Source organism: Novosphingobium sp., assembly GCF_041915465.1.
Classification (GTDB): domain Bacteria; phylum Pseudomonadota; class Alphaproteobacteria; order Sphingomonadales; family Sphingomonadaceae; genus Novosphingobium.
In genome coordinates this window covers 1-16,487 of sequence record NZ_JAYSBK010000067.1, presented here as the reverse complement: position 1 = coordinate 16,487, position 16,487 = coordinate 1, and the positions used below count along the sequence as shown (strand labels likewise).

Annotated in this window: 20 protein-coding genes; 11 read left to right on the top strand and 9 right to left on the bottom strand. The window is 65.2% G+C overall.

The annotated features are described in order from the left end of the window. Positions 1-142: 142 nt before the first annotated feature. On the top strand, positions 143-1,408 hold the full coding sequence (lysA, locus tag ACE3SN_RS11720; RefSeq protein ID WP_374530217.1) for a diaminopimelate decarboxylase: 1,266 nt from the start codon (positions 143-145) through the stop codon (positions 1,406-1,408). 128 nt (positions 1,409-1,536) lie between these two features. Beyond that, positions 1,537-2,301 carry an NAD(P)-dependent oxidoreductase gene (locus tag ACE3SN_RS11715; protein ID WP_374530215.1) on the top strand — a complete coding sequence of 255 codons (765 nt, stop codon included), beginning with the start codon at positions 1,537-1,539 and terminating at the stop codon, positions 2,299-2,301. On the opposite strand, the gene ACE3SN_RS11710 is transcribed toward ACE3SN_RS11715, so the two are convergent. Beyond that, the gene (locus ACE3SN_RS11710) at positions 2,285-2,683 is read right to left on the bottom strand and encodes a PaaI family thioesterase (RefSeq protein WP_374530213.1); all 399 of its coding nucleotides are present in this window, start codon (positions 2,681-2,683) and stop codon (positions 2,285-2,287) included. The genes ACE3SN_RS11715 and ACE3SN_RS11710 overlap by 17 nt on opposite strands. Further along, positions 2,680-3,159 (bottom strand): PaaI family thioesterase, encoded by a 480-nt coding sequence (locus ACE3SN_RS11705; RefSeq protein ID WP_374530211.1) that lies wholly within the window; start codon positions 3,157-3,159, stop codon positions 2,680-2,682. Before ACE3SN_RS11705 ends, ACE3SN_RS11710 begins: the two co-directional genes overlap by 4 nt. Before the next feature lie 118 nt (positions 3,160-3,277). On the opposite strand from ACE3SN_RS11705, the gene ACE3SN_RS11700 reads away from it, so the two are divergent. Genes ACE3SN_RS11700 through ACE3SN_RS11690 form a run of 3 tightly spaced genes read left to right on the top strand, consistent with a single transcriptional unit; the run spans position 3,278 to position 5,313 of the window. Then, positions 3,278-3,430: a hypothetical protein gene (locus ACE3SN_RS11700; RefSeq protein WP_374530209.1), complete on the top strand. Its 153-nt coding sequence runs from the start codon at positions 3,278-3,280 to the stop codon at positions 3,428-3,430. Between the two features lie 15 nt (positions 3,431-3,445). After that, positions 3,446-4,411 (top strand): hypothetical protein, encoded by a 966-nt coding sequence (locus tag ACE3SN_RS11695; protein WP_374530207.1) that lies wholly within the window; start codon positions 3,446-3,448, stop codon positions 4,409-4,411. After that, positions 4,411-5,313, top strand: a complete 903-nt coding sequence (locus tag ACE3SN_RS11690; RefSeq protein WP_374530205.1) for a transposase — start codon at positions 4,411-4,413, stop codon at positions 5,311-5,313. Before ACE3SN_RS11695 ends, ACE3SN_RS11690 begins: the two co-directional genes overlap by 1 nt. Here the strand turns inward: ACE3SN_RS11690 and ruvX are convergent. From ruvX to pyrE, 7 genes are all read right to left on the bottom strand, one after another. After that, positions 5,310-5,792 (bottom strand): Holliday junction resolvase RuvX, encoded by a 483-nt coding sequence (ruvX, locus tag ACE3SN_RS11685; protein ID WP_374530203.1) that lies wholly within the window; start codon positions 5,790-5,792, stop codon positions 5,310-5,312. The genes ACE3SN_RS11690 and ruvX overlap by 4 nt on opposite strands. Continuing rightward, on the bottom strand, positions 5,774-6,883 hold the full coding sequence (locus ACE3SN_RS11680) for a DUF3089 domain-containing protein (RefSeq protein WP_374530201.1): 1,110 nt from the start codon (positions 6,881-6,883) through the stop codon (positions 5,774-5,776). Before ACE3SN_RS11680 ends, ruvX begins: the two co-directional genes overlap by 19 nt. Positions 6,884-6,885: 2 nt before the next feature. Beyond that, positions 6,886-8,007, bottom strand: a complete 1,122-nt coding sequence (locus ACE3SN_RS11675) for an AI-2E family transporter (RefSeq protein WP_374530199.1) — start codon at positions 8,005-8,007, stop codon at positions 6,886-6,888. Continuing rightward, on the bottom strand, positions 8,007-8,882 hold the full coding sequence (lepB, locus tag ACE3SN_RS11670; protein ID WP_374530219.1) for a signal peptidase I: 876 nt from the start codon (positions 8,880-8,882) through the stop codon (positions 8,007-8,009). Before lepB ends, ACE3SN_RS11675 begins: the two co-directional genes overlap by 1 nt. A 110-nt stretch (positions 8,883-8,992) precedes the next feature. Next, positions 8,993-9,394 carry a holo-ACP synthase gene (gene acpS / locus ACE3SN_RS11665; RefSeq protein ID WP_374530197.1) on the bottom strand — a complete coding sequence of 134 codons (402 nt, stop codon included), beginning with the start codon at positions 9,392-9,394 and terminating at the stop codon, positions 8,993-8,995. Continuing rightward, a complete protein-coding gene (locus ACE3SN_RS11660) occupies positions 9,391-10,113 on the bottom strand; it encodes a pyridoxine 5'-phosphate synthase (RefSeq protein WP_374530195.1) in 723 nt (240 codons plus the stop codon). The genes acpS and ACE3SN_RS11660 overlap by 4 nt, the downstream gene beginning before the upstream one ends. Positions 10,114-10,142: 29 nt before the next feature. After that, on the bottom strand, positions 10,143-10,727 hold the full coding sequence (gene pyrE, locus ACE3SN_RS11655) for an orotate phosphoribosyltransferase (protein ID WP_374530194.1): 585 nt from the start codon (positions 10,725-10,727) through the stop codon (positions 10,143-10,145). Positions 10,728-10,920: 193 nt separating this feature from the next. On the opposite strand from pyrE, the gene coxB reads away from it, so the two are divergent. From coxB to ACE3SN_RS11625, 6 genes are all read left to right on the top strand, one after another. Beyond that, the gene (gene coxB / locus ACE3SN_RS11650) at positions 10,921-12,021 is read left to right on the top strand and encodes a cytochrome c oxidase subunit II (protein ID WP_374530192.1); all 1,101 of its coding nucleotides are present in this window, start codon (positions 10,921-10,923) and stop codon (positions 12,019-12,021) included. Between the two features lie 30 nt (positions 12,022-12,051). Then, positions 12,052-13,746, top strand: coding sequence for a cytochrome c oxidase subunit I (ctaD, locus tag ACE3SN_RS11645; RefSeq protein WP_374530190.1), 1,695 nt, complete (start codon positions 12,052-12,054; stop codon positions 13,744-13,746). A 75-nt stretch (positions 13,747-13,821) separates the two neighbouring features. Further along, positions 13,822-14,793, top strand: a complete 972-nt coding sequence (locus tag ACE3SN_RS11640) for an alpha/beta fold hydrolase (RefSeq protein ID WP_374530188.1) — start codon at positions 13,822-13,824, stop codon at positions 14,791-14,793. A gap of 23 nt (positions 14,794-14,816) precedes the next feature. Then, the gene (locus ACE3SN_RS11635; protein WP_374530186.1) at positions 14,817-15,728 is read left to right on the top strand and encodes a heme o synthase; all 912 of its coding nucleotides are present in this window, start codon (positions 14,817-14,819) and stop codon (positions 15,726-15,728) included. Positions 15,729-15,734: 6 nt separating this feature from the next. Next, complete coding sequence (locus ACE3SN_RS11630) at positions 15,735-15,866, top strand: hypothetical protein (protein ID WP_374530184.1); 132 nt, start codon at positions 15,735-15,737, stop codon at positions 15,864-15,866. 4 nt (positions 15,867-15,870) lie between these two features. Beyond that, positions 15,871-16,461: a cytochrome c oxidase assembly protein gene (locus ACE3SN_RS11625; protein ID WP_374530182.1), complete on the top strand. Its 591-nt coding sequence runs from the start codon at positions 15,871-15,873 to the stop codon at positions 16,459-16,461. Positions 16,462-16,487: the final 26 nt, after the last annotated feature.

Genomic DNA, 16,487 nt, shown 5'->3' with positions numbered 1-16,487 from the left:
GAGGATCAGCCGACCGCAGAGGGGCTGATGAAAACCACGCCGCAGGCTGTGCCGGAACGCAGCGTCGAACTGCGAAAACGTTCGGAAGAGCGCACGCAAGACCCGTTCGACCTGCCCCCTTCCGACTGAAAGAATTTCGACCATGGACCATTTTGATTACAAGGGCGGTGTCCTCTACGCCGAAGACCTGCCGCTGAGCGCGATTGCCGATGCGGTTGGCACGCCCGTTTACGTTTATTCGCGCGCCACGCTGGAACGCCACGCCCGCGTATTCCGCGATGCGCTTTCGATCCTGCCGCGCGTCCACATCGCCTTTGCGATCAAGGCCAATCCCAACCTTGCCGTGCTGCGCGTGATGAGCCGCGAAGGGTTGGGGGCGGACGTCGTTTCGGGTGGCGAGATGGCCCGCGCGCTCGCCGCCGGGATGCCGGCGGAGGACATCGTGTTCTCCGGCGTCGGCAAGCAGCGCCACGAAATGATCGCTGGCCTCGAAGCCGGGATCGGCCAGTTCAACCTTGAAAGCGAGGAAGAAGGCATCGAGCTGGCTGAGCTCGCCGCCGCAATGGGCAAGCGCGCGGCCTGCGCGCTGCGCGTCAACCCGGACGTCGATGCGCGCACCCACGCCAAGATTTCCACCGGCAAGGCCGAAAACAAGTTCGGCGTGCCGATCGACCGCGCCTGCGGGATCTATTCGCGCCTTGCCGCGCTGCCCGGTCTCGATATGCGGGGCGTGGCCGTGCACATCGGCAGCCAGTTGTCCGAGCTGGAACCGTTCGAGATCGCCTTCGGCAAGGTCGGTGACCTGATTGCCGAACTGCGCGCCGCCGGGCAGAGCGTGACCCATGCCGACCTCGGCGGCGGGCTGGGTGTGCCCTACAAGGCCGGCGATGTGTTCCCTTCGCCCGAGGCCTATGCCCAGATGGTTGCGCGCGCGACCGAAGGCTGGGACGTGACGCTGATGTTCGAACCGGGCCGCGTGATCTGCGGCAATGCCGGAGTGCTGCTGACCCGCGTGGTGCGCGTGAAGCGCAGTTCGAACCGTCCGCCCTTCGTGATCGTCGATGCGGCGATGAACGATCTCGCGCGCCCCGCGATGTATGGTGCCTGGCACGATTTCGACGCGGTCGAGCCTTCGGGTGAGCGCATGGTCGCCCATATCGTCGGCCCGATCTGCGAGACCGGCGATACCTTCGCGATGGACCGCGAAATCGATGCCGTTCAGGCGGGCGATCTGGCCGTGTTCCGCACCGCCGGGGCTTACGGCGCGACGATGGCCAGTTCCTACAACAGCCGCGGTTTCGTGGCCGAAGTGATGGTCGATGGGGATCAGTTCGCCGTGGTGGCGGACCGGATCCTGCCCGAGGCGATCAGCGCGGCCGAACGGGTGCCGGACTTCCTCAAGGACTGATTGGTCAGCGCCAACTGCCCACCCCGCTGCGACTAACCGGGCCTGTTGCCCGGCAAGTTTCGCTCCCCTCCCGCAAGCGGGAGGGGTTGGGGGTGGGCGCGGCGCGCTTGCTCTGCTAGCCAGACACAATGCACAGCCTGCCCCTCTTCCATCGCCTTGCCGGACAGCCGGTGATCGTGCTGGGCGAGGGGGAGGCGGCCGATGCCAAGCGCCGCTTGCTGGAGCGTGCCGGAGCGCGCGTGGTGGGTGAGGACGATCCACAGGCGCGGCTGGCCTTCATAGCGCTCGACGCGCCCGAAGCGGCTGCGGCCCGGCTCAAGTCGCGCGGGCTGCTGGTCAACGTCGTGGATCGGCCGGAACTGTGCGATTTCACCACACCCAGCGTGCTTGAACGGGGGCCGGTGCTGGTTGCCATCGGCACGGGCGGGGCTTCCGCCGGGCTGGCCAAGGCGCTGCGGCTGCGGTTGGAGGCGCTGCTTCCGGGCACGCTCGGCGCGCTGGCCGAGGGGCTCTACGTTGCGCGCGCCAGATTGCGTGCACGCTTTCCCGATGCGGGCGAGCGCCGCCGCGCGCTCGATGCGGCGCTGGGCGAGGGCGGGGCGCTCGATCCGCTTGGCGCGGATAGCGCCGCGGCATTGGACGCCTGGCTCGATAACGCCGCCAATGAAGCGGGCGGTCTGCGCGAGTTCACCTTGCTCTCGGACGATCCCGACGACCTGACGCTGCGGCAGCTGCGCTGGCTCGGCAGCGCTGATCTGGTGCTGCATGACGCGGACATTCCCGCAGCCGTGCTGGCGCGCGCCCGCGCCGATGCCGTGCATCGCCGCCTGGCTGACGGCGCAATGCCTGTTCCTGCGACGAGCGGCCTGACCGTTATTATTCGGCGGGGCTGAGCAGGATCTTCATTTGCGCCAGCGCGATCGGCTTTGACCGATCATCCTGCCACGCCTCTGCATTGACCAGCGCCACGCGCCGTCCCGCGCGGGTAACCTTGCCCATTGCATAGGTACGCCGCTCGGTGCCGCCGCGCATATATTCGACCTGGACGTTGACCGGCTTGAGTTTCATCTTCTCGCCGCGCCGTTCCATTTCCGCGCGCAGCGCTGCCATGGCCGCCATTTCCATCAGCCCGCCCATGGCACCCCCGTGGAGGAAGCCCGGGCGGCCCTGGATGCGGTCGGAAAAGTCGACGAACAGCACCGGATTGCCGTCCTCGTCATGGTCGATTTCGATGCCAATGCCCTTGGCATAGGGGGGAAGCGTGCCGCCGATCACAGGTAGGTTCCGTGGGTTGCCATGAAGGTGCCGGTCACGTGCGCCACCGGATCGTCGGGATCGCCGTCGTAAGCGATGCCGCGGATGAACGAGATCGTGCGGGTCAGCTTGTAGCATTCCCCGCGCCCGATCACCGTGCGCCCGGGAACCGCCGCGCGCATATAGTCGATCCGCAGGTCCAGCGTGGCGTGCGGCACGAAACGCTTGACCAGTGTCCACACTGACATCGAGGTGGCGTTGTCCATCAGGCTGATGATCGGCCCCGATGCCAGCACGCCGGTTTCCTCAACCCCCACCAGTTCCTCGCGCCAAGGGAGCGCGAGTTCGAACCAGTCATCACCGTGGGCATGGTATTGCAGCCCAAGCCAGCCGCCGTGGCCGTGCCGCGACATCAGGCGCGCACCGCGCGGAGGGTCGAATTCAAAGCCGGCTGGCAAGTCGTGCAGGCTCCTGGGCTCGTTTGAAGCATCGCTCATGCGATCATCTCTGCTGGCACGGCGGGCCGATTACAATCTTTTAATTCGTCCTGGCCGCCTGCGCTCGCGATGGTTTTTCGGCGGAGCACTGGGCTCCGCTCCAACTTGGGGAAAGACCATGAACCTGCCGCAGATCGACATTTCGACGCTGCCCGACCTCCACACCCTGACCGGTGTGTTCGGGAGCCTCGCAAATCCCGAACAGGCGCTGCTTTCGAATGACTCCATCGTGATCCTGATGGTGTTCATCTACGACAGCCTGCCGCTCTGATCGGGACGGTTCCGGATGTATATCAGACCGGAGCTGCAAGCGTTGCGGGGTGACGATACCCCGCAGCGCCTTGCGCAGGCCCGCCAGAACGCCCTGATCGCCGATTGGCGCGCCGGGCCGATCATGGCCAATGTCGAGGCAGAACTGGCTCACTTTGCGGCAGGTACACCGCTGGACGAGCTGTCGCTGCTGAGCGACCTGTTTACCGCCGGTGAAGGCGCCGCTCGCCGGTTGGTCGACGAACTGATCGGGCTGGTGAGTGCGGGACTTTGCGCCGATCCGCTGGGGCAGGTGCCTTTGCAGCATTTTACCGACGATTTCATCACCTCGCTGATGCTGGCGCGCTGCGGCGATGCGGCGCTCTCGCTCGAGGCGATCGACGGTGCGGTCCTGGCGCGCCGCGCCGCGCCCGTTTCGGCCAGCTTTTCCCCCAGCGAGACCTACGAACACGTCCTTGCCGGGAGCGCCGAGATCGAACGGGTGCGGATCGCTTCGCTGCGACCGGGCGGAGCAAACCTGGCTTTCGAGACGGTGCAGCTTGACGAGGGCAACGTCAGCTATCGTTCGGGCGCGTCCGAAGCCCTGGTGCTGCGCCGCGCACCGCGCAGCCTTGTCACGCTCAAGCTGCAGCGCCGAGCCGGGATGGGCGCGGTGACCCGCGAATATCGCCTCAGCGACGGCGAATTGCTCCACCAGGCGGCCGGCAACCCGCACGACAGCCTGCTCGAGCTGACCAGCGCGCTGCTCGGGCGGATGGGGCGCAAGGACGCCGCGCCGCTGCTTGCCTCGATGGCCGAGGAGACCGGCAGTCAGTCGCTGCGTTGGCAGGCGCTGCGCGAATGCCTCGGGCTAGATGCGGCAGCCGGGTTTGCCGCGCTGTGCAAGCTGGCCACGCGGGCGGACGATCCGCTGGCGGCCCCGGCGGGAGCACTGCGCGCGCAGCTCATCGAAAAGTACCCGCAACTGGCGGAGATCTCATAATGCCCCACGTGATTGATTGCGAGGACCACGCCGTGGCCTCGCTGGCCGAAGCGACCGACGCGATTGCCGGCTCCGGCTTCGACCCCCACGACGAGGAGAGCCTGGCGCACAGCGCGCTGTGGCTGCGCCGGCTGGGCAACGACCGCGAATTCCTTGGCGATATCCTGATCCAGCAACTGGCCCAACGCCACCGCGAGGACGTGCTCGACAATGCCTATGGCCCGCAGGTGATCATGCTCGCGCCGCCCAACGGCCAGTTCTTCGTTCGCGCCAACATCTGGCCCTCGGCCGACGAATACATGGTTCGTGCATCGGGCGGGGATGCCTTCGTGCTGGGCCTGCCGCACGATCACAACTTCAACTTCCTGACGCTTGGCTACTTCGGTCCCGGCTACTGGTCCGACTACTACGAGTTCGACTACGAGGCCGTGGCCGGTTGGCGCGGCGAGCTGGTGCCTTCGCTGCGCTTCATCGAACGCTCGCGGCTCGAACCGGGTAAGCTGATGCTCTATCGCGCCCATGTCGACGTTCACGCCCAGGGCGCGGCGGATTCCCTGTCGGTCTCGCTCAACGTGATGCAGACCACCGGGGCGCAGGGCTGGTTCGACCAGTATCGCTTCGACCTTGAACGACGCGAAGTGGGGGCAATCGTCTCGCCGGGGCCGACCGATGCCTTCATCAAGCTGGCGGTCGGGCTGGGCAGTCCCGAGGCGCTGTACCTGGCTCACCGCTTTGCCCGCCAACATCCCAGCGACCGGTTGCGGCTGGCGACCTGGTCGGCCCTGGCCGCGCGCGAGGAAGATTTGGCCGCGCGCGAGGCCGTGTGGCGAGAGGCCGAAGGATCAGGCAGCCGGCTGGTGGCGATGGAGGCCAGGGCCCGGCGGGCCGAACTGGTCGGTTAGGCGAATCCGCCCGCCAGCGCGTCGATCGCAGCCTGGAGGATCACGGCTGCGGCGGCCGAATCGATCCGGTCCTTGCGCTTGGCGCGGCTCATGTCCTGGGCGATCAGCGCGCTTTCGGCGCTGGCGGTGGACCAGCGTTCGTCCCACAGCAGGATCGGCAGGCCCAGCACTGCAAGATTGCGGGCATAGGCGCGGCTCGACTGGCTGCGCGGCCCTTCGCTGCCGTCCATGTTGAGCGGCAGACCGATGACGATGCCCTTGATGCCGCGCTCGGCGATCAGGTCGGCCAGTGCCGCCTTGTCCGCGCCAAATTTGCCGCGCTTCAATGTCTTGCCGGGCGAGGCGAAGCGCCAGCCGGCATCGCAGAACGCTGTGCCGATGGTCTGCGTGCCAAGGTCGAGCCCCAGCAGTGCCCCGCCGCCGGGCAAGGCATCGCGCAGTTCAAGCGCGCTGGCGGTGATCAGTGCTTCGCTTGCCATGCCACGACCCGGCGCGAGAAATCATCGCGCAGATTCACCCAGAACAGCGGGATGTCATAGACGTGGTAGTTGTTGCCGGGCATCAGGATTGGCCCCATTGCAGGTTCGCCGCCGAGGCCAAGCATGCCATCGCTGCGGCAATTCGCGGCGGCAAGGCCGGGCTTGATCGTGCCGCCCGTGAACTTCGCGTCGAGCACCAGCGAGCCGAGGTTGGCGCTGGCCGGCGCCGATCCGCCCTTGGCCCCGGTCAGCGGGTTAGAGCAGAGGAAGTGTCCGCCCGCCAGCGCTTGCCCGTCGAGCCCCGGCATCCGCTCTGCCGCACGCAGCATCATTGCAGGGTCGGCCGGATCGCCAAAGCTCAGCCAGCTCATCACGCAGCCCGCTTGTCCCGGTGCGGCGCAGGCGGGCAGGCCCATCTTCGGCAGGTCATGCTCGATCGAGATTGGCCAACCGATCAGGTAGACCGCCGCGATTCGGCCTTCCAGCGGGGTTCCGGCGATGCGCTCGGCCAGCAGGCGGCGCAGGTGATAGGCTCCCTGGCTATGCCCGACGAGGACGATCGGCATGGTCGGCGGAATGCCTGCCACAAAGGCATCGAAGGCCTGGGTCACGTCGTGATGCGCAAGGTCCAGCGCCTTGCTTGCATCGGCGCCATCGCTGAGGAAAGTGCCGAGCGATGCCTGGCGATAGCGCGGCGCCCACAATTGCTCCGCCCCGCCAAAGGGGCTGGCCATGGCGCGGGTAACCGTGACCGCCAGTTCGTTGGCGCGCGCATTATCGTCCGGGGCGTTCCAGTGGTCGCGCTCGAGGTAGGTGGTGGGATGGACGAAGAACACCGCGGCGTGAACCGGCTGACCGGCCGCCGCGCCGGGCGGGTTCCAGCGCGCCGGATTGGATGGCGCACCCGGCCGCGTCAACCAGCGCTTTGGCTCGGCATAGGCATTGGCGGGCAGGTCCGGCTGGGCCTCGAACGCGGCCGTGGGGGCAAAGGCCAGGCGGGTGAACGTCTCGGGGTAAAAGGTCAGCGCGATCCGGCCGAAGAAATAGACGATCACGCAGAATGCAAAGACATACAGAAACTTGCGCGCCATTTTTACGCCGTTCCCTCATTGCGCAGCGACTGGCGTTCCAGCGCGATCTTGATCATGGCGACCAGCGGATCGGCCAGCATCAGTCCGATCAGGCCGAACAGCGCGCCCATGATCAGCTGCATGCCCAGTACCAGGGCGGGGGCAAGGTCGGCCGTCTTCTTGGCGATCATCGGCACAATCACGTTGCCGTCGATGGTCTGGACGATGAAATAGACCGCGATGCAATAGAGCCCGGTGGTGGTGTCGACCGAAAAGCCGACCATCACCATCAGCAGACCCGAAATCGGCGCGCCGATATTGGGCAGGAATGCCAGCAGCCCGGTTAGCAAGCCCAGAAGACCGGCCATTGGCACACCGTAGAGCGCGAGGCACACCCAGGTGCCCACGCCTTCGACCGCCATGCCGACAAGCCGTCCGAACATCAGCATCCTGAGCGTGCGGCCCATCGCAACCGCGGTGCCTTCGAAATGGTCGCGCTCGCTAACCGGCAGCATCCAGCCCACGCCGCGCCGATAAAGCTGCGGTTCGGCGGCGAGATAGATCCCCAGAACGATGATCAGGAAGGCCGTTCCGACCCCGCCGATCAGTCCGCCGACCGCGCTGGTCAGCTGGCCGATGCCGCCAAGGAGCTTTTCCGCCAGGCCCTGGACCTGACCAACATCGATAGCGAAGCCCTGGTGCTTCAGCCAGCTCAGGAAGCGCAGTGCCTGCGCCTCGATCGTCGCAGGCAGCGCGGCGGCCTGTTCGGCGATCTGCGTGCCGGCGAAATAGAACACCCAGAGCGCGAAAGAGACTGCCAGCAGCAGCACCAGAGTAACGCGAAGGCCGCGCCCGATCGGCAGAACCCGCCCAAGCAGCCGGGCCCCGCCGTCGATCATCGCGGCAAAGACCATGCCGCCGAAAATCACCAGCAGCGGCTGGGCCAGCAGGATGACGAGGCCGACCAGTGTCGCCATGCCGATCCAGACTGCCGCCTTCTTGACCTCGGCCCGCATCAGCGGATCGGAAAAATCGGTGGGGCCGGGGCCGTGCTTTACCGGCTGAGCCGCCACGGCGCTCTTGCGAGCGCGGCGCGCGGGTTTGCCGGGCGATTGGGCGGGCGCATCTGCGGGCGTTTCGGCCATTATTCCCCCTTGGCTACATGAACCGGGCGCAGGCTGCTCCAGGCGCGGCCTTCGCGCAAGGCATTCCACCATGTCAGTGGGTTAAGCCGCTCCGAGCCGTTGAGCGAAAAGGTGATGAATTCGGCCCGTCCACCCACATCCGACAAGGGCACCGGCCCGCCCAGGCCGTTTTCAGCCAGCGAGGCGCGGCTGTCGGCCGAATGGTCGCGGTTATCGCCCATCAGGAAGACGTGGCCGGGCGGAACCACCGTTTCCGGGTAGTTGTCGAGCGGCTGGGTGCGGTGATCGATGATCAGGTAGCTTGCCCCGTTGGGCAGCGTCTCGCGGTAGGTTGGCAGTTCGTAGACGATCCGGCCCGACTGGGTGCGCACCCGGTACATCGCGAAGTCGTCATAACACGAATAACCGTTTTCGCAGGTCAGTTCCGGATCTTCGGGGATCTGGACCGAGGGCACCATTTCCTGCGGAACCGGTTTGCCGTTGAGGATGATCTGTCCGTTGCGCACCGCGATCCGATCTCCCGGCAGGGCGACGACGCGCTTGATCAGGTCTTCGGTGCGGTTGCGTGGCACCACGATCACGATATCGCCGTATTGCGGCGTTGCGGGCTGGATGCGGGTGGTCGAACGGGGCAGGACGTGGAAGCTCGCCGAGGCCCAGTTCCAGCCATATGGGAACTTCGAGACAACCAGCCGGTCACCCACCAGGAGGTTCGGCATCATCGAGATCGAGGGGATGTAGAACGGCTTTGCAATGAAGCTATGGAAGGCCAGCACCGCCAGGAGCATGAGCGAAAGACCGCGGATCTCGCCGATCCAGTCAATCGAGCCGCCCGCCGCGCCGCCTGCGCTCTTGAGTTCGGCCTGCGTGTCCACGTCCTCGCCCGACTTGGCGGCCGCTGCCTCGCGCGGCTCGTCATGCTCCGGCGGCTGCGGGGCCACGGGCTCGTTCGGGGCGGACTGATCGGGGGTGTCGTTCAATTCGTTCACAGCTTGCGCGCCTCGATAACGATGAAGGCCTGCGCCCATGGGTGGTCGTCGGTTAACGTCAGATGGACCACGGCTTCGTGACCAGCGGGGGTCAGTTCCTCAAGCCGGGCGCGCGCCCCGCCATATAGCGCCAGCGTCGGCGCGCCGGAACGCATGTTGACCACGCCGATGTCCTTCATGAACACTCCGCGCTTGAAGCCGGTGCCGACCGCCTTGGAAAAGGCCTCCTTCGCGGCGAACCGCTTGGCCAGGGTGCCGGCCTTGGTGAAGGGGCGGCTGGCGGCCTTGGCGCGCTCGACATCGGTGAACACGCGGTTTTCGAAGCGTTCGCCAAAGCGCTCCAGCGAGTTCTGGATGCGCTCGATGTTGCACAGGTCAGACCCGATCGCGATGATCACCGGGCGGCATCCATCAGTGCGCGCATCCTCAGCACGGCCGACTCCAGCCCTTTAAAGATCGCCTCGCCGATCAGGTAGTGGCCGATGTTGAGCTCGGCCAGTTCGGGGATCGCGGCGACCGGCTGGACGTTGTCATAGGTCAGGCCGTGCCCGGCGTGGGGCTCGATGCCGTGACTTGCGGCCAGCGCCGCCATTGCGGTCAGGCGCGCAAGTTCCGCCTCGCGCGCTGCGCCTTCCACATGGGCATATTCGCCGGTATGCAGTTCGACCACCGGTGCGCCGAGGCGCAGCGCGGCCTCGATTTGCACGGCTTCGGGCGCGATAAACAGGCTGACGCGGATGCCCGCATCGCTCAGCCGCTGGACAATCGGATAGAGCCGATCGAGCTGTCCCGCCGCATCGAGCCCGCCCTCGGTGGTGCGCTCCTCGCGCCGTTCGGGGACGATGCAGGCGGCGTGCGGCATGTGCCGCAGCGCGATTTCGACCATTTCGTCGGTCGCTGCCATTTCCAGGTTGAGCGGCAGGCTGGTTGCCGCCTGTATCCTGGCGATGTCCTCGTCGCGGATGTGGCGGCGATCTTCGCGCAGGTGCGCGGTGATCCCGTCGGCGCCGCAGGCCGCCACGATTTCGGCCGCACGCACGGGATCGGGATGGTCCCCGCCGCGCGCGTTGCGGATCGTGGCGACGTGATCGATGTTCACGCCAAGGCGCAGTCTCATCTTCCGATCATCCTGAGCTTGTCGAAGGATCACGGCTTGGCGCGGCTCCCGGGCTTTACCGCCGGAGTGGCGGCAAGTTCCGGCGGAAGCTCGTCTTCGGCGTAGGTCGGGAAGGTGAGGGCGATCAGCGGATAGAACGGCACGCCGAGATCGACGCTGCCGCCCGACCGGTCGACCAGCGCGGCTGCCGCGATCACTTCGCCGCCGGCTTCCTCGATCGCGCGAATCGCCTCGCGGCTGGAAAGACCGGTGGTGACCACGTCTTCGACCATCAGCACCTTGTCGCCCGGTTCGAGCGCAAAGCCGCGGCGCAGTTCGAAAGTGCCTTCGGGACGCTCGACGAACATCGCCTCGACCCCGAGCGCGCGGCCCATTTCGTGGCCGATGATCACGCCGCCCATCGCGGGCGAGACAACCTTGGTGATCTCCTTGCGAACTTCGCGGGGAATCGTTGCCGCAATCGCCGCCGCGAGGCGCGAAGCACGCATCGGGTCCATCAAGACGCGCGCGCACTGGAGGTAATGCGCGCTGTGCCGACCCGACGAAAGAAGGAAGTGGCCTTCAAGCAGTGCCTTGCTGGCGCGGAACTCGGCCAGCACTTCTTCATCCTGCATTGTCAAACAAGCCTTTCACGAAATCGTGGACTACCCGATGGGGCTGTCATTGAACTATGTCAAAAATATCCCCTAGAGGCGCTTGAGGTGGCCCGCAAGCGCGCGTATAGGCCCCCTGAAAATCTGACTCCCAAGGGGCGGGAGGGGGCTTCGTGTTCTTCCGCCACACAAGGAAAGCGAAAGCACAGGAACGATGAAATTCGGCCAAACAGCCCGCGCTGCGGGACATGCGATCAAGGCAATCGGCCTGACCCTGGCGCTGCTCGCGGCTCCGCAGGTCGCCCATGCCGCCCAGGATGCCGCTGCCGCCACTGAGGCTGCTGCCACCGAAGCCGCCGCCGCGCCGGCTGCTGCCGCGCCGGCTGCCGACAAGGCTGCTGCTCCCGCCGCGGCTGCCCCCGCTGCTCCGGCAATCGATCCCAATGATCCGCATTTCAAGGTTGCGCCGGGTGGTTACACTCCGATGAAGCCGACCGAAGGCAAGGGTATGCCGGTTCCGGGCGGGCTCGATGTCCAGACGCAGTATTCGCCGGTCGGCAACACTGCGATCAAGCTGCACGACGCGCTGGTCTATGTGATGTTCGGGATCACGGCATTCGTTCTCGTGCTGCTGCTCTTCGTGATGATCCGTTTCAACAAGCGCGCCAATCCGGTGCCTTCGAAGACCAGCCACAACACGCTGCTCGAAGTGGTGTGGACCGGCGTTCCGATCCTGATTCTCGTCGCAATCGCGGTGCCCTCGATCGCGCTGATCGCGAAGCAGTACAAGCCGGCTCCCGAAAAGGCGCTGACCGTGAAGGTTACCGGTAACCAGTGGTTCTGGACCTACAGCTATCCCGACAACGGCGACATCAAGGTCATTTCCAACATGCTGCCCGATGACCAGGCCGTCGCCAACGGTGAGCCGCCGCAGCTCGCTGTCGACTATCGCATGGTCGTGCCCGTGGGCGAACCGATTCGCCTGCAGACCACCGGGGCCGACGTGATCCACTCGTTCGCCGTGCCTTCGCTGTGGTTCAAGCTCGACGCTGTTCCGGGCCGCATCAACGAACGCGTGCTGACCATCAACGAGCCGGGCGTCTACTACGGCCAGTGCTCGGAACTGTGCGGCGCCAAGCATGGCTACATGCCGATCGCGGTCGAAGCCCTGCCGCGTGACAAGTTCAACGCCTGGGTCATCGCCAACGGTGGCAAGATCGACGGTGCACCCGATGCGCCGGCGGCTGCTCCCGCCGCTGCCCCTGCCGCTGCCGCAAAGGCTGCGGCTTCCGAAAAGCCGGCCCCGGCCGCTTGAGCCCGATAGAACAAGGATAAGGTTCGCATCATGGCTACCACTGCCGAACATTTCCAGGCTCATGACGAGCATGGCCACGCCGATCACGGTCATGATCACAAGCCGGCGTTCTTCGCCCGCTGGTTCATGTCGACCAACCACAAGGACATCGGGACGCTGTACCTGATCTTCGCGATTTTCGCGGGGCTCATCGGCGGCACGATCTCGGGCGTCATGCGCCTCGAGCTCGAACACCCCGGCATCCAGTATCTGGGCACGATCGCGCAGTTCCTCAATGGCGGAAAGGCCGTTGAATTCAATGACGCGCTCCACCTGTGGAACGTCCTGATCACCGCTCACGGTCTGATCATGGTGTTCTTCATGGTCATGCCCGCGATCATCGGCGGCTTCGGCAACTGGTTCGTTCCGATCATGATCGGCGCGCCGGACATGGCCTTCCCGCGCATGAACAACATCTCGTTCTGGTTGACCGTCGCCGGCTTCTGCTCGCTGATGACCTCGGCCTTCGTGCCTGGCGATGCCACCGGCAACGGCGCCGGCATCGGCTGGACGGCCTATGCCCCGCTGTCGACCTATGGTTCGAACGGCCCGGCGACCGACTTCGCGATCTTCTCGCTGCACCTTGCCGGTGCGGCCTCGATCATGGGCGCGATCAACTTCATCACCACCATCTTCAACATGCGCGCGCCGGGCATGACCCTGCACAAGATGCCGCTGTTCGTGTGGTCGGTGCTGGTCACCGCGTTTCTGCTGCTGCTGTCGCTGCCGGTCCTGGCCGCCGCGATCACCATGCTGCTGACCGACCGTAACTTCGGCACCACCTTCTTCGACCCGTCGGGCGGTGGCGATCCGGAACTCTACCAGCACCTGTTCTGGTTCTTCGGTCACCCTGAAGTGTACATCATGATTCTGCCGGCCTTCGGCATCATCAGCCAGATCGTTTCGACCTTTTCGAAGAAGCCGGTGTTCGGCTACCTAGGCATGGCCTACGCCATGGTCGCGATCGGCGTAGTCGGCTTCGTCGTGTGGGCCCACCACATGTATGCGACGGGCCTGAGCGTGAACACGAAGATGTACTTCACTGCCGCCACGATGGTCATCGCGGTGCCGACCGGCATCAAGATCTTCTCGTGGATCGCGACGATGTGGGGCGGCTCGATCGAGTTCAAGTCGCCGATGGTCTGGGCGATCGGCTTCATCTTCCTGTTCGTGGTCGGTGGTGTGACCGGCGTCTATCTCGCCAACGGCGGCATCGACGACGTGGTGCACGACACCTACTTCGTGGTGGCGCACTTCCACTATGTGCTGTCGCTGGGTGCGGTGACCGCGCTCTTCGCCGGGTTCTATTACTGGTTCCCGAAGATGAGCGGCCGCTGGCACTCGGAACTGCTGGCGCACATCCACTTCTGGGTGTTCTTCGTCGGCGTGAACCTGATCTTCTTCCCGCAGCACTTCCTTGGTCTGCAGGGGATGCCGCGTCGCTATCCGGACTATGCGCCAGCCTACGAACACTGGAACACGCTCTCGACGCTGGGCTACAAGATCATGGCCGTCTCGATCGGGATCTGGTTCGTCAACATCATCTATGCCTTCACCATGGGCAAGAAGGCGGAAGACAACTATTGGGGCGAAGGTGCCAACACGCTCGAATGGACCCTGTCGAGCCCGCCGCCGTTCCACCAGTTCGAACAGGTCCCCGTCATCGAAGACGACGGCCATCACTGATAGAACGGCCTGAATGGCTGCAACGAATCCGCCCCGGCCCGCAAAGCCGGGGCGTTTTCGTGAAGGGAGAAAGCAATGCCTGAATTCCGCACCATCGACGTGGGTGAAGTTTCGCTGCGCTGCGCGATCAAAGGCTCCGGCCCGCTGGCGATCATGGTCCACGGCTTTCCCGAAAGTTGGTATTCGTGGCGTCACCAGATCGGCCCGGTGGCCGGGGCGGGCTTTACCGCCTGCGCGATCGACGTGCGCGGTTACGGCGGCTCGGACAAGCCGCAGCCAGTGGCGGCCTATGCGATGGAGCGCCTGATCGGCGATCTCGTCGGGCTGGCCGATGCCCTCAGTCCGGGCGAGCCGGTGGTGCTGATCGGGCATGACTGGGGCGCACCGATCGTGTGGAATTCGGCGTTCACCCGGCCGGACAAGTTCCGCGCGGTGGCAGGGCTTTCGGTGCCGTTCAGTGGCGCGCCGCAGCGCCCCTTCACCGACATCTTCCGCGAGAATTTCACCTTGAAGGGCCGGTTCTTCTACCAGGAATATTTCCAGGAACCCGGCGTGGCCGAGGCCGAGGCCGAAGCCGATCCGCGCGCTTTCGTGCGGCGGATGATGTATTCGATCTCTGGCGACGTACCCGAAGGCGATTACTGGTCGAAGCCGCTTGGCGCGACCTTCCTTGAAGGGCTGCCCGATGTTGCCGATCCGGATGGCCTGCCGGTCTGGCTGTCGGACGAAGACCTTTCGTTCTACGAGCGTGAGTTCAAGGCCTCGGGTTTTCGCGGACCGCTCAACCGCTATCGCAACCACGAGGCGGACTACGAATATTTCAAGGCCTGGGCGGGCAAGCAGCTCGAGCAGCCGTGCCTGTTCATCGGCGGCAGCCGCGATCCGGCGACAACGCTGTTTGGCGCCGTGGCCGATCCGGTTGCGCTGATGCGGATGTTCGCGCCCAGGGTCGAAGGGCACGTCCTTGAAGGATGCGGCCACTGGACCCAGCAGGAACGACCCGATGAAGTGAACGCGTTGCTGGTTGACTGGTTGAAGCGGCTGTAAAGCGCGCCTATAGCCCGCCCGAGATGACTGCCATTTCCGCCTCCGCACACCCATTGCCCGCTGACTGGCGCGATTTCTTCGCGCTGACCAAGCCGCGGGTGATGAGCCTCGTGATCTTTACCGGGCTCTGCGGGCTGCTGGCTGCGCCCCAGGCCGTCGATCCGGTTCTCGGCTTTACCGCGATTCTGTGCATCGCGGTCGGGGCGGGCGGTAGCGCCGCGCTCAATCAGTGGTGGGAAGCCGACCTCGACGCCAAGATGAAGCGCACCGCGTCGCGGCCGCTCCCGGCCGGCCGGATGGACCGCAAGGCCGCGCGCGATTTCGGTATCGCGCTATCGGTTGGCTCCGTGCTGGTGATGGGCATTGCCGTCGGGTGGCTGGCAGCGGCGATCCTGGCGTTTTCGATCATCTACTATTCGGTGATCTACACGATCTGGCTGAAACCGCGCACGCCGCAGAACATCGTGATCGGAGGCGGGGCCGGGGCCTTTCCGCCGATGATCGGCTGGATTGCGGCGACCGGCGACATCACGCTGATGCCGGTGCTGCTGTTTGCGATCATCTTTTTCTGGACCCCGCCGCATTTCTGGGCGCTCGCCCTGTTCGTCGAGACCGACTACGCGGCGGCTGGCATTCCGATGATGCCGGTGGTGGCCGGACACAAGTCCACCCGCCGCCAGATCCTGATCTATGCCGTGCTGCTGCTGCCGATCACCCTGATGCCGTTCTGGCTCAAGGTCGCCGGCTGGCTCTATGGTGCCAGCGCGCTGGCGCTTTCGGCCGTGTTCCTGCTGCTTTCGCTTCGTGTTGCCGTGTTCCGGGGGGATGCCGGCGATATGGATATGCGCCCTGAAAAGCGCCTGTTCGCCTATTCCGTGCTTTACCTTTTCGCGCTGTTCGCCGCTCTGGTGGTGGATCGCCTCATCCTTGGGTGACCTGAAATGCAACTTACCCCCGAACAAGAAGTCGAACGCAAGCGCATCCAGCGTGGCCGCAACCGGGTGATGGCCCTGGTGCTCGGCGCGATGGCGATTCTGTTCTTCTTCATCAGCATCGCCAAGATGACGCACTAGAGCCATGGACAACACCGCTCAGCAGACGAACCGAAATCGCCGCGTCGCGCTCATTGCGCTGGCGGGTGCGCTGGCAATGCTGGGCCTGGGCTATGCCTCGGTCCCGCTCTACCGCCTGTTCTGTCAGGTGACTGGTTACGGCGGCACCACCCAGCGGGCCAGCCTAGCCGAAGCGGGGAGCGTGAAACTTGGCGCACAGACGATCTCTGTGCGTTTCGATGCCAATATCGACCGCGACATGCCCTGGCGCTTCGAGCCTGAACAGACCACGCAGGACATGCGAATCGGTGCGCGCAAGATGGCCTATTTCAAGGCCGAGAACATGTCGGACCATCCGATCACCGGGGTGGCAAGTTTCAACGTCACGCCCGAGCAGGCGGGCAAGTATTTCAAGAAGGTGCAGTGCTTCTGCTTCAACCGGCAGACGCTTCAGCCCGGTCAGTCCGTGGATATGCCGGTGATCTACTACGTCGATCCGGCGATCCTCGACGATCCCGATGCCAAGGACGTGCAGCAGATCACGCTGAGCTACACTTTCCACATTGCGCCGGATGACGGCGCAAAGGCACTGGACCGGGCCGATCCGGCACGATAAGGGCGAAACGAATTTTCCGCCTGCGG